This is a genomic window from Streptomyces sp. WM6372 (assembly GCF_001279655.1).
In the GTDB taxonomy this organism is placed as follows: Bacteria; Actinomycetota; Actinomycetes; order Streptomycetales; family Streptomycetaceae; genus Streptomyces.
In genome coordinates this window covers 25,563-38,853 of the sequence record NZ_LGDB01000178.1, presented here as the reverse complement: position 1 = coordinate 38,853, position 13,291 = coordinate 25,563, and the positions used below count along the sequence as shown (strand labels likewise).

Annotated in this window: 11 protein-coding genes and 1 tRNA gene; 9 read left to right on the top strand and 3 right to left on the bottom strand. The window is 70.9% G+C overall.

Annotated features, from left to right (window positions below):
• The first annotated feature begins 5 nt into the window (after positions 1-5).
• The 3 genes from traB to ADK52_RS15410 all read left to right on the top strand — a co-directional run bounded on the left by traB (position 6) and on the right by ADK52_RS15410 (position 2,897).
• Positions 6-2,054 carry a plasmid transfer protein TraB gene (gene traB, locus ADK52_RS15420; RefSeq protein WP_053690364.1) on the top strand — a complete coding sequence of 683 codons (2,049 nt, stop codon included), beginning with the start codon at positions 6-8 and terminating at the stop codon, positions 2,052-2,054.
• A gap of 181 nt (positions 2,055-2,235) precedes the next feature.
• On the top strand, positions 2,236-2,700 hold the full coding sequence (locus ADK52_RS15415) for a hypothetical protein (RefSeq protein ID WP_053690363.1): 465 nt from the start codon (positions 2,236-2,238) through the stop codon (positions 2,698-2,700).
• Positions 2,701-2,711: 11 nt separating this feature from the next.
• Positions 2,712-2,897, top strand: a complete 186-nt coding sequence (locus ADK52_RS15410; RefSeq protein WP_053690362.1) for a hypothetical protein — start codon at positions 2,712-2,714, stop codon at positions 2,895-2,897.
• Between the two features lie 15 nt (positions 2,898-2,912).
• On the opposite strand, the gene ADK52_RS15405 is transcribed toward ADK52_RS15410, so the two are convergent.
• A complete protein-coding gene (locus tag ADK52_RS15405; RefSeq protein WP_234343840.1) occupies positions 2,913-3,911 on the bottom strand; it encodes a hypothetical protein in 999 nt (332 codons plus the stop codon).
• Positions 3,912-4,058: 147 nt separating this feature from the next.
• Positions 4,059-4,550: a hypothetical protein gene (locus ADK52_RS15400; protein WP_053690361.1), complete on the bottom strand. Its 492-nt coding sequence runs from the start codon at positions 4,548-4,550 to the stop codon at positions 4,059-4,061.
• Positions 4,551-4,689: 139 nt separating this feature from the next.
• On the opposite strand from ADK52_RS15400, the gene ADK52_RS15395 reads away from it, so the two are divergent.
• The 4 genes from ADK52_RS15395 (at position 4,690) to ADK52_RS15380 (ending at position 9,118) form a co-directional block, all read left to right on the top strand.
• On the top strand, positions 4,690-5,571 hold the full coding sequence (locus ADK52_RS15395) for a bifunctional DNA primase/polymerase (protein ID WP_053690360.1): 882 nt from the start codon (positions 4,690-4,692) through the stop codon (positions 5,569-5,571).
• A 2-nt stretch (positions 5,572-5,573) separates the two neighbouring features.
• Positions 5,574-7,049, top strand: a complete 1,476-nt coding sequence (locus ADK52_RS15390) for a hypothetical protein (RefSeq protein ID WP_053690359.1) — start codon at positions 5,574-5,576, stop codon at positions 7,047-7,049.
• Between the two features lie 483 nt (positions 7,050-7,532).
• Positions 7,533-7,724, top strand: coding sequence for a helix-turn-helix transcriptional regulator (locus tag ADK52_RS15385; RefSeq protein ID WP_053690358.1), 192 nt, complete (start codon positions 7,533-7,535; stop codon positions 7,722-7,724).
• Positions 7,724-9,118: a tyrosine-type recombinase/integrase gene (locus ADK52_RS15380; protein ID WP_053690357.1), complete on the top strand. Its 1,395-nt coding sequence runs from the start codon at positions 7,724-7,726 to the stop codon at positions 9,116-9,118. The genes ADK52_RS15385 and ADK52_RS15380 overlap by 1 nt, the downstream gene beginning before the upstream one ends.
• Before the next feature lie 167 nt (positions 9,119-9,285).
• Here ADK52_RS15380 and ADK52_RS15375 read toward each other — a convergent pair.
• Positions 9,286-9,358, bottom strand: a tRNA-Arg gene (locus tag ADK52_RS15375).
• A gap of 332 nt (positions 9,359-9,690) precedes the next feature.
• Here ADK52_RS15375 and ADK52_RS15370 point away from each other — a divergent pair.
• Together ADK52_RS15370 and ADK52_RS15365 are read left to right on the top strand one after the other, a co-directional pair.
• The gene (locus tag ADK52_RS15370; protein ID WP_053690356.1) at positions 9,691-11,304 is read left to right on the top strand and encodes a GTPase domain-containing protein; all 1,614 of its coding nucleotides are present in this window, start codon (positions 9,691-9,693) and stop codon (positions 11,302-11,304) included.
• Between the two features lie 4 nt (positions 11,305-11,308).
• Positions 11,309-13,201, top strand: coding sequence for a GTPase (locus ADK52_RS15365; RefSeq protein WP_053690355.1), 1,893 nt, complete (start codon positions 11,309-11,311; stop codon positions 13,199-13,201).
• Positions 13,202-13,291 lie beyond the last annotated feature (90 nt).

Sequence of the window (13,291 nt, the reverse complement as noted above, 5' to 3'; positions counted from 1 at the left end):
GAGTCATGGCCACGACTGAACGCACCACCGTTGAGCAGCAGTACGAAGACCAGCTCCGCGGGTCCTCCGACGGCAACGGCATCACCGCCTACATCCTGCACCGTGCCAAACCCCACCTTCCCCCGTGGCTGTGCGCGGGCGGGCTGGGGCTGGCTGGCGCTTTGGGCAGCGTCCAGTGGGAGGGCAGCGCCGCGGCCGGCGTGGGCCTCACCCTCGCCTCCGTCGCCCTGACCGGCCTCACCTGGTGGGCCGGGAAGGCGACCGGGCAGCAGCGGCGCCTGCACTCGGCCATCACCGTCGCCGCAGGCTCCGCCTGGCTGACGGGGGCCTGCCTCGCCGGGCCCACCGCCGGGGCCCTGCCCGACCTGTACCTGATGGGTGCCCCCGCGCTCGCTCTGTCCTGGAACATCCGCATGGTCTTGCGCCGCAACGTCGACGGCACGACCGCGGGCGGGACGGACAAGGGGCTGCTGGAGAAGGTCGGGCTGGCACGGGCGCAGATCGGCGCCACGTCGGTGGAGCCGAACCGGGTCACCGCGAAGATGGCTCTGGAGGCGGGTGAGCAGACCAACGAGGACGTGTCCCGGGTTCTGCCGCGGATCGCGTCCGCGCTGGACCTGCCGAAGTCCGCGGTCCGCTACATGCCCGACCCCGACTCCGCCCGCCGCGGCGAACTCGTCATCGTCCCCGAAGACATGCTTGCCCAAGTCGCGGAGTGGGAAGGCCCGTCGTGCTTGGGCGGCTCGATCGCGGAGCCGCTCGTGCTCGGCCGCTACGACGACGGGTCGCCGCTCGTCCTGTGGCTGCCCGGTGATCCCGAGATCAAGCGCAACGCCACGCATGTGCTGATCGCGGGCGGGACCGGTTCGGGCAAGGGTGAGACGGCCCTGAACCTGATGCTGGAGATCCTCTCCCGCCGCGACGTCCTGCTCTGGGTGTCGGACCCGAAGATGTTCCAGGACTTCCGGCCCCTGCTGCCCGGCATGGACTGGGCGGCCGAGGGCGGACCGGACACCGAGGTCATGGTGGAGGCCATCAAGGCCGTCATCCCCGCCCGCACCCGCTGGCTCGGCGCCCACGGATACCGCCAGTGGATCCCCGCAGCCGCACTGCAGCAGACCAGCCGCGACCACACCTGCCGCCCGGACGGACGGCCGTGCGGCTGTGAGGGGATGCCGTTCCTGGTCACCTGGATGGAAGAGGCAGCCAACACCCTCCGCCTCATGGGCGACGACGCGTTCACCGGAATCTCCCAGGAAGCCCGCTCCGCCGGCGTCGCCCTGATCGTCTCCCTCCAACGCCCCTCCTACGACCAGATGTCCACCTCCACCCGTGCCTCTCTGCCGTCGGTGATCGCGCTCGGCTGCGACCCGCGCGACGAGGGATTCTCCCTGCCGGACGTGGTGATCGATGCGGGGGCGCATCCGGGGGCATGGGGGAACCGGCGGCCGGGCTACTGCTACGTCGTCTCACCCGGCATCCCCGAGGACCGCTACCCCTCCCCGGGCCGCACCTTCGCCATCCCCCACACCGCCACCCCGACCATTGAGGCGCTTGCCCGGTGGGCGCAGGCCAACGGCGCCAACGCCGACCCCATCACGGGCGGCGCGGCCCGGGCGGTGGCCGGGCAGAACTACACCGGCCACACCATCCCCGGTGCCGCGCCGGTCCTGCGGCCGGCCGCCGACGAGGGGGACGGTCCGGTGGAAGCGGAATCCGGTGGACTGCTTGTGGATCCGGAGGACGCGAGCATCGACCCGGAGACCGACCTGCCCGCCGGGGAGGACGGCGACGACACTCCGCTGTGGGAGTCCCCGGGGCACAAGCCGTCGCCGGAGGAGGCGCGGGAGTTGTTCGCGTACGCGCTGGACGACTTCGAGAGCGCCGGTCGGATGGTGGTCGGGCCGAAGGACTTCATGGACTGGTGCGACCGCCATCAGCTCTCCCGCCCTTGGGTCTCCGCCCGCCTCAAGGACGCCGCTCTGGACGGCCGACTGGAGGCGACCTCCGCGACCGGCCGGTGGCGGATCGTCCCCACGCGCAAGATCGCCTGACGCCTGACACCCCCTGACAGTGTCAGGACACCGTGACACCCAAACCCCTAGGCAAACCCGCTGTCACGCGGCCTGACACCCGCCGTCTGACACCCCTGACAGTTCTGCCTGACACCTCACCCACTGGGCCCGCGCCACCCACCACGGCGCGGGCCCCACCCATACCTCGGGAGGCATCTCCATGCCGTACGAGCCTGCCATCCACCACCCGGAACCGATCACCACGCACCTGCCCCCGGCGCTCGTATCGGGGTCGCTCCTCCCGGCCGTACCGGCCGGAGCGGATGTCCGACTGGTGACTCTGCCGGACGGCACCCGCACCCTCGCCTACACCCACCCCACCCCGATCGAACCGGCCCCCGCCCCGGCACCCGCGGGGGCCGTGCCGCGGTGGGCGAAGACGACCGCGCTCCTGGCCCCCACGCTCGGCGGGGGCATCGGGGCGGCCGGAATCGGAATCTCCTACGCCGCCCCCGGACTGGTCGCCATGACCAATGCCCTGTGGGCGCTGGTCGCACTCATCGCCGCCGGCGCCGCCCTCCCCCTCCTCGCCCGCAGCCGCAGCGGGCCGGCGAGGCACATCACGCAGAACATCACCGCGACCGGCCTGTTCGGCCGTGCCCACGGCACCGTCCACCACCGCTGAAAGGAACGTCTATGGCCCAACAGACGCTCACCGAGCGCTTGCTTGACCTGCTCGCCTGTCTCATCGGGCAGCGCACGGTGCGCTGCCCGGATCCCAGCTGCGGTGTCCGTCTCCGGTACCGCAACGTCACTCCGGACGAGGCCAAGCGGCTCGCCGCCATGGCAACTGACCACGGTCGCCACAACAGCAGCCGCTAGGCCCGACGTCGGGGCTCAGGTGGTTAGGGGGAAGCCGGCAAAGCCGTCCTCGTCCTGGTAGACGAGGTGAACGTTCTGCGAGGCCAGCAGATCCTTCACGTCCTTGCTCGGCTCGCTGGGCAGCAGCACAGCCGCCCGCAGCCCCTCCGGGTTGGGAAGGTGGCGGCGGTAGTCGGCCAGCTGACCGATCGCCATGCGGATGTTGGTGCGGGTGGTCAGTCCCTTGGCCTCGTACAGCACGTGATCAGTGATGTCGTACAGGTCAGGGGTGAGTGCGCCCACCTCACCGGCGATGGTGATCTGGAACGACTTGTGCACGTGGCCCGCGGCCTCAAGGTCCTTCTTGAACGCCTCCATCAGCAGGCCCTCACGGCGCAGAACCGTGCGCGGCCCCCCGGGAACGTCAGCGATCGTCTCCGAGGTCGTGTGCTGCTCGGACTTCTTGTCCTTCACGCTGGTCTGCGCCGGAATCACCGGGACGGTGTCGACGTCCTCGACGTCGTTGCCGGCCGCCGGCTTGAGCCAGTCTTCTTCCGTCCAGGCCGGCGTCGACCCCGGAACCGGCCGCAGCCGAAACACCAGCGCGTTACGCATTTTGTGGTCCTGACCCGGTCCGCGGCGGATCTCCACCGGGTTGATCGGGTCCACCATCATCTGCCCGATGTAGCGCTGACGCATCGCGCCGCTACCACCCTGCACCTTGCCGTGTGCGACGAACAGGTGCAGCTCGCGGCCGTCCTCGACGTGGTAGCGCAGGGACTTGTTGCGGCTCTTCATCTCCTGGTCGCCCTTGGCGCCGTAGCCGGTGTACAGGTACAGCGGACCGTACTCGTCATCCTCGGCGCGGCCGTCGAAGGTGTACCCGTACTCCTCGCCCGCGGACGGGTCGGAGTAGACGAACACCTTCATCGCCTCGTTGGCCGGCTCGATGCCCTGGTACTTCCCACCGCCGAACGCTGCCACGACTTCGTCACGCGTCGTGATCACTCCGGGCACAAGCTCAAACGTCGTCATGGTCACGACCATAAGCAGCCCAACCGATATCCCGGCACCCCATTTCCGGGACCACGCAGACGGGCGGCCCCCTCTCGCCAAAGACCGGGGCCGTCCTGTCCTCCACGTCCGCTCAAGACTTGGGGGCCTTCCGGCAACGACAGCACCTCATACGTGACGGCGCGCCGGAGGGTGCAAGTCATCCCGCATCAGCCGCTGCAGCGAATCCAAGTCCCTGAAGAAGGGCTGTATGACCTGCTGATACTCAGGAGTCTCGAAGGTCACCTCATCGGAGGCAAGCATGTCGCGAGCAGTCCGAAGCTGGTAGTAGACCGGCGCGGCGGCCTCGTAAATGTGGTCAGGCGCCGCTATCGCCAGCTCACGCAGGACGGACTTGGCGTCCGAGTGCTGGGGATCCGTGAGGAACGCGTTGTGAATCGCCTGCGTTCGAGCGGGCCCAACTGCCTCTCGTGCGGCCGCCATCGTCATACGGCTGTGGGCCTGAGCCAGTGAAGTCAGAAACCGCACGTAGGCGACTCGCTTCGTATCCGCCCACTGCTGTTGCTGTGCCCGCCGAGAACGCAGGACATCGGTGATCAATGTGGTCCCGATCCCGAATAAGGCACCTACCGCCGCAACTGCCAGAGTCCCCCACTCCATGTGCGCAGAGTACGAGCCCCATCACCCCGGGTCTAGGACACCTGCCCCGAATCCGTACCGCGTCAATGCCGAGAGCGGCCCCTCACGCCAATGACCGGGCCGCCCTCTTCCAGCACGCTCAACAACTGGAGAGACCAGCATGACTCACACCACCGACATGCCGCGAGACCCCCGGTCCGCGTTACCCGAACATCTGCGCACCGCGCTCTGGCTCGCCGAACTCGGCCTGCCGGTGCTTCCCCTGCGCGCGGGCAAGCAGCCGTTCGGGAACTGCCGCGCCTGCACCCGCTCTGCGTGCGGCGACCGGCCGCACATGCTCGCCGCTGGACCCTGCGCCTGCCCGGCCCCCTGCCACGGCTGGGGCGCCGCCACCACCGCCGTGGACGTCCTCACCTCCCAGGCATGGGCGGGTGCCTGGCGGCAGGCTGCGGCCGTCGCCTACCATCCCGGCGGCGCCGGACTCACCGTCCTCGACCTCGACGACGCTGACGCGGTCGCATGGGCCCTCCAGACCCTCCCCGCCACCAAGACCGTCGCCACGACGCGTGGGGAGCACTGGATCTACCTGGGCGCCACGCGCTCGGTCAACGGGGTCCGCAAGGGCGTCGACATCAAGTCCACGATGTCGTACGCGCAGTGGCGCTGCCCCGGCACCGGCACGATGACCGCGTTGCCGGATGCCGTGCGGGCGCTCGCTGTGAAGCAGCCGGCCCCGGTCCGGCCGGCGCCCTGTTCCGTCACCGTGGCTCCGGCGGCTACGGACAGGCAGTGTCCGCATCGCACGCCCGCCTATCTGGAGCGCGGCATCGCCATGGCGGAGCAGCGCATCAAGGACGCGTCCGACGGGATCCACAAGACGGTGTTCCGGTTGTTCCTCGCTGTGCTGTCCGGGCATGGCCGGTGCGGTTGCCTCACTCAGGCGCACATCGGCCGGCTGTTCACGGCCGCCCAGGAGAAGGGCGAGTCTCTGCGGCACTGCGAGATCGCGTGGGCCAACGCCCGCACGAAGCTGGGGATGTAGCGATGCCCGAGGACGAGAAGAACCCGGCCCGGCAGGTCATCACCGACTACGCGCAGGACCATTTCCGGTACTTCCGCACCACCGAAGGCACCGTCTACGCGCAGAAGAACGGACACCCCGTCGCCCGCCCGATCCGCTCGCAAGGCACGACCGGAAGCCACCGCCAGGAACTCATGGTCGGCCTCTACAACGACGGCCGCGGCTCCTTCAACGGCAGCGCACTCAAGGAGGCACTCGACTTGATCGAAGCACTCGCCCTCAGCCAGGACGTACAGCCCACCCACATCCGCGTAGCCCCGGGCTTCGACGGCGCGACCTGGCTCGACCTCGGCCGCGACGACGGCCAGTCCGTCCGCATCCACCCCACCGGCTGGAAAATCTGCGTCCCCGACCCGCAAGAGGTGTGCTGGCGACGCACCCAGCTCACCGGCGAACTCCCCCTCCCCGAGAAGGACACCGACGGCAAGGGCATCGACGCTCTGCTGCGGCTGTGCAACTTCGCCAACGCCGAGAGCGAGTGCCTGGCCATCGCGTGGCTGATCGGCTGCCTGGAGCCGTCCGTGCCCGTCCCCGCGCCGTTCCTCACCGGCCCGCAGGGTGCCGGCAAGTCGACCGCCGGGCGGATGCTGGTACGGATCATCGAGGGCATGACCGGTGACCTGCGCCGTGCACCGAAGGATGAGGAGAACCTGATCACGGCCGTGGCCGCCGGGTGGGTCACGGCCCTGGACAACCTTTCCCACCTGCCGCCGGATCTGTCCGACCTGATGTGCTGCATCGTCACGGGTGCCGAGAGCATCAAGCGCGCCCTGTTCACCGACGGGGACGTCGTCCGCTCCCGCTACCGCCGCCCGCTGCTCCTGACCGGCATCGACGTGGGCGTCATCCGCCCCGACCTCGCCGAACGCCTCCTGCCGCTCCGTCTCGTGCGTCCCCAGGTGCGCCGGACCGAGGCTGAACTGTGGGCGGAGTACAAGCCGGCCCTGCCCGTCATCCTCGGCTCCCTGCTGGACCTCACCGTCAAGGTGCGAGCCACCGAGGCTGACACCCCGACCGACCTGCGCATGGCCGACTTCGCCCACCTGTGCGCCCAGCTCGACACCGCCACCGGCCTCAGCGCGCTGAGCGCCTACCGGGCCAGCCTCGATGACCTGAACGACGACGTCATCGAAGGCGACCTCCTCGCCCAGACCGTCCTCAAGCACGCCGCCAGCCTCGAACCGGGGGAGGAAGTGCGGATGACCTCCGCGGAGTGGCTGCACGCCCTCACCCAGCTCTACGCGGGTGAGGACTTCCGGCCCCTGCCCAAGGGGTGGCCCACCACTGGGAAAGTCCTCTCCGACCGACTCAAGCGCCTGCAGCCCACCCTCGCCGCCCGCGGCGTCCTCGTCGACTGGGGCCGCACGAAGGCAGCCCGCTACATCGAGATGACCCGGTCCGCCGCCCGGGCGCTTCACGAGCAGGAAGTAGCGTTCTAGCCCGCGCGACCACCCGGCCCCTGCACAGGCAAGAAAAGCACCCCGGCCCCGGGGTGGGGCGTGCTCCTCTTGCTTCTCCGGCGGCTTGCCGCCGCTGCAAAGGACGTGCCGCGCAGCGGCCCCTCACTTCGCTTGAAGACGCACCGCACCACAACAGAAACCACCTCTCTTTTTCCTAAGAGAGGAGATGTTGCGTCACCCGCGTCACTGACGACCTGAAAACCACCGCTGACCTGCCGGTATAGGGGTGACGCAGACCGCCCACGGCTGCGTCACCTCACGTCACCTGCGTCACCAACCTGCGTCACCCGATGACACGGGTGACGCAGGTTGGTGACGCACGCCTAGCTCTTGTGTCACCAAAAACCGCAGGTCAGGCGCACGGATGACACAAGTGACGCGGTGACGCAGAAATCCCAGCCTCGGACAGGTGGCGAACCTCCCGAAGGCTCAACTCCCGCTGTTCCACGACAGGAGCCGACCGTGGCGCGCACGCCCGAAGAAAAGCTGACCATCGTCGAAGTCTGCACTGAGCTGAAGGTCTCGAAGTCCACCTTCTACGACTGGCGCCAGAAGCGGCGGGCTCCCCGCTGCATCAAGCTCCCGAACGGCGACCTCCGTGTCCGCCGCACCGACCTTGACATCTGGCTGAACGAGCGCGAGGACGCTGCCTGATGGACACGACGTACGACGTGAAGCTGTGGAAGACCTCGGTGTACGAGGGGAAGAAGAAGACCACCCACACCGTCCGTTGGGAGTTGGCGGGCAGGGAGTGGAGGAAGCCCTTCGCCACGGGGCCCCTCGCGGAGTCCTTCCGCTCGGGTCTCGTGACCGCGGCTCGAAAGGGGGAGGCGTTCAGCCTCTCCACCGGGCTTCCCGTTTCCCATCAGTCCGGTGCGGCCGGCGTGAAGTGGTACGACTTCGCGGTCCAGTTCGTGGATCAGCTCTGGGAGCGGACGTCTGCGAACAACCGGCGGAACGTCGCGAAAGCGCTCACCCCCGTCACAGTGGCCCTGCTCCGCAGCAAGCCGGCGATGTTCGACGACGTGGACGTCCGCCGAGCCCTGCGCGAGTACGCGTTCAACACCGGTCAGCGTGCCGAGGCCCCACCGGAGATCGCCGTAATCCTGCGGTGGGTGGAGCGCAACAGCCTCACGATGGCCGCCTGGGAGGACGAAAGCACCGTAGAGGCGCTGCTGCGGGCCGCAGGGACCAAACTCGACGGCACCCCGGCCGCCGCCAGCTCGGTCAGGCGGAACAAGCGTGTCCTCAACGTCCTGGTCGAGCACGCCATCAAGCGGAAAGTGCTCCGCGAGAACCTGCTGCCCAAGGGCAAGGGCACAGCCGCGGCGAAGACCTCCTCCGCCGTTGACAAGCGGTCGCTCCTCAATAGGGGCCAGGCTGCCGAGCTGCTCGCCTGGATTTACGCGCGGCCGCGGGGCGGCCGGCGGCTGCACGCCTTCTTCGCCACGATGTACTACGCCGGGGCCCGGCCGGAGGAGGTCGTGGCGCTCAAGGTCGCGGACGTACGGCTGCCTGGTGCGGATGCCGGCGACCAGTGGGGTGAGCTGTTGATCCACACGGCCCGGCCCGAAGTGGGCAAGCAGTGGACGGACACCGGTGAAGTCCGGGAGCGTCGGGGCCTCAAGGGGCGAGCCGCTGACGATATGCGTACGGTGCCCTGCCGTCCTGCCCTCACGCGCATCCTCCGCGCCCACATCGAGAGGGAGCAGCTGGGGGCGGGGGACCTGCTGGTTCAGGGGGAGAACGGCGGGCTCCTGGCTGGTTCGGTCATCCGGCGGGCGTGGCGGCGGGCCCGGAAGGAGGTCCTCGAACCCCACGCGTTCGAGTCCCCTCTCGCCCGCCGCGTCTACGACCTCCGGCACACCTGCCTGACCAACTGGCTGAACGCAGGCGTCCCCGCCGCGGACGTCGCCGAGTGGGCGGGCAACAGCGTCCCCGTACTCCTGGCCACGTACGCGCGGTGCATCAACGGGCAGCTGGACGACCTCAAGCAGCGGATCGAGAGGGCAGGGGAGCTGCCCGATCCGGCTGTGCCAGGGGCTTGATTTTTTCTCCGCGTATTCTCCGCAGCGACCCGCAGGAACTCGGTATCAGCCGGACACCGCCAGACCCTCTCGCATCCGCCGAGGGGGTGAATCCTGAGATCGCCCCGCCGCTGGAAACCGCCCCTGAACAGCAGAAAGACCCTCCCACGGGAGGGTCTTCAGGTGAGTGCCCCCGGCAGGACTCGAACCTGCGGCCAAGTGCTTAGAAGGCACCTGCTCTATCCACTGAGCTACGGGGGCCGGAAGGTGGCCGTGCTGGCCTGGAGCCCCGGGGTGGGGGTGGGGCTGCCGTCCGGACCGGGTCAAGGATAGGGCTCCGGCCGCCTTGTCCCGGTTGCTTCACCCGCGTGCCACGATGTGGAGGTTCGGTGAAGCGGTCCCGATAATCGCAGGCAGGTGCGATTCTCGCACCGCTTTTGCGCCGCGGCGCCCCTGGTGTTGTGCACTCGTTATGCCTGAGTCCCACTCGTCCGGTGTGCCCGAAAGGTCTCACCGGACTAGCGATCGGCGCGCAGAGGGCGTATAAGCTTCAAAAATGGTCCCAAATTGGGCATTCTTCGCATGTGGTGACCTTGGATGTTCGGCCTCAGCTGCTCGATGCCCTGTCCGCCCTGCGCGACCGGGTCGCGTCCGTGCGTCTGCCGCTGCCCCTGCCCGGCGCCCCGCGCGCCCGCCAGACCAGAGCCGAGCTGCTCGCGCAGCTCGACGACTACCTCGTACCCCGGCTGAAGGCGCCCGAGGCGCCGCTGCTCGCCGTCGTCGGCGGGTCCACCGGGGCCGGTAAGTCCACTCTCGTCAACTCCCTCGTGGGACGCCAAGTGAGTGAGGCCGGCGTCCTGCGGCCCACCACCCGCATCCCCGTACTCGTCTGCCATCCGGATGACCATCACTGGTTCGCCGGCATGCGGGTGCTCCCCGACCTGATGCGGGTCTGGGCCCCACCCGGCGAGGACGACCCCCTCCCCGGACCCCACCGCGGCTCCCCCCGCGGAACCGGGAACTCCGCCGCCACCCGCGAACTGCGCATCGAGACCGTCGCCGGCCTCCCGCGCGGGCTCGCCATCCTCGACGCCCCCGACATCGACTCCCTCGTGGTCGAGAACCGGACACTCGCCGCGCAGCTCATCTGCGCCGCCGACGTCTGGGTCATGGTCACCACCGCCTCGCGGTACGCCGACGCCGTCCCCTGGCACCTGCTGCGCACCGCCAAGCAGTACAAAGCCACCCTGAGCATCGTCCTCGACCGGGTCCCGCACCAGGTGCTCGCCGAGGTCTCGCGCCAGTACGGGGCCCTGCTCACCCGGGCCGGGCTGGGCGACGTACCGCGCTTCACGGTGCCCGAGCTGCCCGAATCCGCCGGCGGGGGCGGGCTGCTGCCCGCCAGCGCCGTCGCCCCGCTCTACGCGTGGCTCGCCCACCACGCGCAGGACCCCGCCGCCCGCCAGTACGCCGTCGGGCGGACCGCGCTCGGCGCGCTGGACTCCCTCGGGCGCCGCATGCCGGAGCTGGCGTCCGCCGTCGCCGCCCAGCACGCCGCCGCCGTACGGCTGACCTCGGCCGTCGAGGACGCGTACAAGAGGGAGGGCAAGCGGGTACGGGGCCGCCTCGACCAGGGCGCCGTCCTGGCCGGGGACGCGCTGACGCGGTGGCGCGGCTATCCCCTCGACACGAGCGCCGACGAACTGCTCGACTCGCTCGCCGAGTCGCTCGCAGCCCTGCTCCAGTGCGCCGTGGCCGCCGCCGACGAGCGGATCGCCCAGGCCTGGCGGCGCGAGCCGGCCGCCGGGGCGGTGCAGCTGCCCGCGCCCGACCGGGAGGCGGCGGAGCGCATCGACATGGCCGTACGGCGCTGGCGGCGCGTCCTGGAGGAACTCGCCGAGGAAGAGGTCGCCCGGCTCGACAAGCAGCCCGCGCCCGACCCCGACGGCATCGCCGCCCTCCTCGTCGCGGCCCTCCTCGGCGGCAAACGGGCCCGGCCCGCCGGGGAGAAGCTCGCCGAGCGGATCGGCGTACAGGCCGCCGTACGCCTGCGCGACCGGGGTGGCGAACTGGTCGCCGAACACCTGGAGCAGGTGCTGCGCGCCGAACGGGACCGCCGGCTGGCCCCGCTGGAGGCGCTCGAAGTGACGCCGGAACCGCAGGCCGAGCTGATCGCCGCGCTGTCCCTACTGCAGAAGGAGAGGTGACGCGGTGACCGCCTTGACCGACCGCGACCGCACCGAGGACCGCTGGGACGACGGATTCATCGCACGTTCGCGCCGCCCGGGCGCTGGCGCCGGCGTGGGCGTCGACCTCGACCTCGACCTCGACGCCCTGGACCGCGGCGAGGGGGACGACGGAGGCGACGGGAGCGACGACGCGCTCATCCGCGCCGTCTCCGGCGCCGGAAGCGACGGGGGCAAGGCGCCCTCCCCGCCGCTCAGCCCCGAAGGACAGGCACTGCGCACCCGCCTCGAAGCGCTGCGCCAGCTGGTCGGGCTCTCGCGGACCCGGCTCGACGGCAAGACCCTCGCCGAGGCCGGCCGGGTGCTCGACGAGGCGGCCGCGCGGCGCGGGCTCTCGCCGCAGCACACGGTCGTCGCGATCGCCGGAGCCACCGGAAGCGGCAAGTCCACGCTCTTCAATTCACTCGCCGGAGTGCAGATTTCCGAGACGGGGCTGCGCAGGCCGACGACCGCCGCGCCCATCGCGTGCAGCTGGTCCGACGGCGCCGCCGGGCTGCTCGACCGCCTGGAGATCCCGGGCCGGCTGCGCCGCCGGCCGCGCGAGACCTCCGAGGCCGGGGCGCTGCGCGGGATGGTCCTGGTGGACCTCCCGGACCTGGACTCCGCGGTCGGCGCCCACCGCGACCACGTGGACCGGGTGCTCGCCCTGGTCGACGCGGTGGTGTGGGTGGTCGACCCGGAGAAGTACGCCGACGCCGTGCTGCACGAGCGGTACCTGCGGCCGCTGGCCGGGCACGCCGAGGTGACGTTCGTCGTGCTGAACCAGGTGGACCGGCTGCCCGGAGAGTCGGCCGACCTCGTACTGGACGACCTGCGGCGGCTGCTCGACGACGACGGCATCGCCCTCGGCGAACACGACGAGCCCGGCGCCACCGTCCTCGGGCTGTCCGCGCTGACCGGCGAGGGCGTCGGGGAACTGCGTGACCTCCTCGCACAGTTCACCCAGGAGAAGGGCGCCGCGACCCGCAGGATCTCCGCCGATGTCGACCGGGCCGCCGGGCGCCTGCGCCCGCTGTACGTGGCCGACGGCCATCCGTCGCCGGAGATCGGGGAGGCGGCGCGCGCCGAGTTCGAGGACCGGCTCGCGGAGGCGGTCGGGGCGTACGCGGCCGGGCTCGCCGCCGAGCGGGCCTGGCGGCGCAATGCCGGGAAGGCCTGCGGCACGCCGTGGCTGCGGCTGTGGCGTTGGTACGAGGGCCGGCGCGCCCCGCGCACGCTGGCCGGGCTGGCCGCCCTGGCGGTGATCGGCGGCAGCCGGGGCCAGGTGAGCGCGGAGGCCCCGGCCGAGGAGGAGGTGACCGCGCGCCAGCGGGTGGAGCAGGCTGTACGGGCGGTCGCCGACGCGGCGGCCGACGGGCTGCCCGACGCCTGGGAGCAGGCGGTGCGGGAGACCGCGGTGCGCGGAGCCGAGCAGCTTCCGGAGGCGCTGGACGAGATCGCGGTGACACTGGGGTCGGCGGTCACGGTGCCGAGCGCCAGGCCGCCGCGGCCGACGTGGTGGCCGGTGGCGGTGCTGGCGCAGGCGGCGATGACGCTACTGCAGATCTACGGCGGGCTGTGGCTGGTGGGGCAGATCGTCGGGGTCCTGGAGCCGAGGCTGATGCCGCCGGTGCTGCTGATGGTGGCGGGCATCGTCGGCGGGCCGCTGGTGGAGTGGGCCTGCTCGATCGCGGCCCGGGGCCCGGCGAGGCGGTACGGGCAGGACGCAGAGCGGCGGCTGCGGCAGGCGGCGGCCGGCTGCGGGCGGGCCCGGGTGCTGGAGCCGGTGGCGGCGGAGCTGCTGCGCTACCGGGAGGTGCGCGAGCAGTACGCGACCGTGGCCGCAGGGGGGACGAAGTTGTCCACAACCCGCGAGTAATCCACAGGCCGGAGCGGGATCCGGGGGGTCGCGCCAGCATGGGGCGTACCTCGTGCGGATGGTCCGTGCGGGTACGGATGCGGGGGAGGG

Bases quoted from the DNA above. Each gene is read 5' to 3' on its own strand.
- ADK52_RS15380 (WP_053690357.1), top strand. From the start codon at position 7,724: ATGGACACGACGTACGACGTGAAGCTGTGGAAGACCTCGGTGTACGAG.
- ADK52_RS15390 (WP_053690359.1), top strand. From the start codon at position 5,574: ATGCCCGAGGACGAGAAGAACCCGGCCCGGCAGGTCATCACCGACTAC.
- ADK52_RS15400 (WP_053690361.1), bottom strand. From the start codon at position 4,550: ATGGAGTGGGGGACTCTGGCAGTTGCGGCGGTAGGTGCCTTATTCGGG.
- ADK52_RS15415 (WP_053690363.1), top strand. From the start codon at position 2,236: ATGCCGTACGAGCCTGCCATCCACCACCCGGAACCGATCACCACGCAC.
- ADK52_RS15405 (WP_234343840.1), bottom strand. From the start codon at position 3,911: ATGACGACGTTTGAGCTTGTGCCCGGAGTGATCACGACGCGTGACGAA.
- ADK52_RS15395 (WP_053690360.1), top strand. From the start codon at position 4,690: ATGACTCACACCACCGACATGCCGCGAGACCCCCGGTCCGCGTTACCC.
- traB (WP_053690364.1), top strand. From the start codon at position 6: ATGGCCACGACTGAACGCACCACCGTTGAGCAGCAGTACGAAGACCAG.
- ADK52_RS15410 (WP_053690362.1), top strand. From the start codon at position 2,712: ATGGCCCAACAGACGCTCACCGAGCGCTTGCTTGACCTGCTCGCCTGT.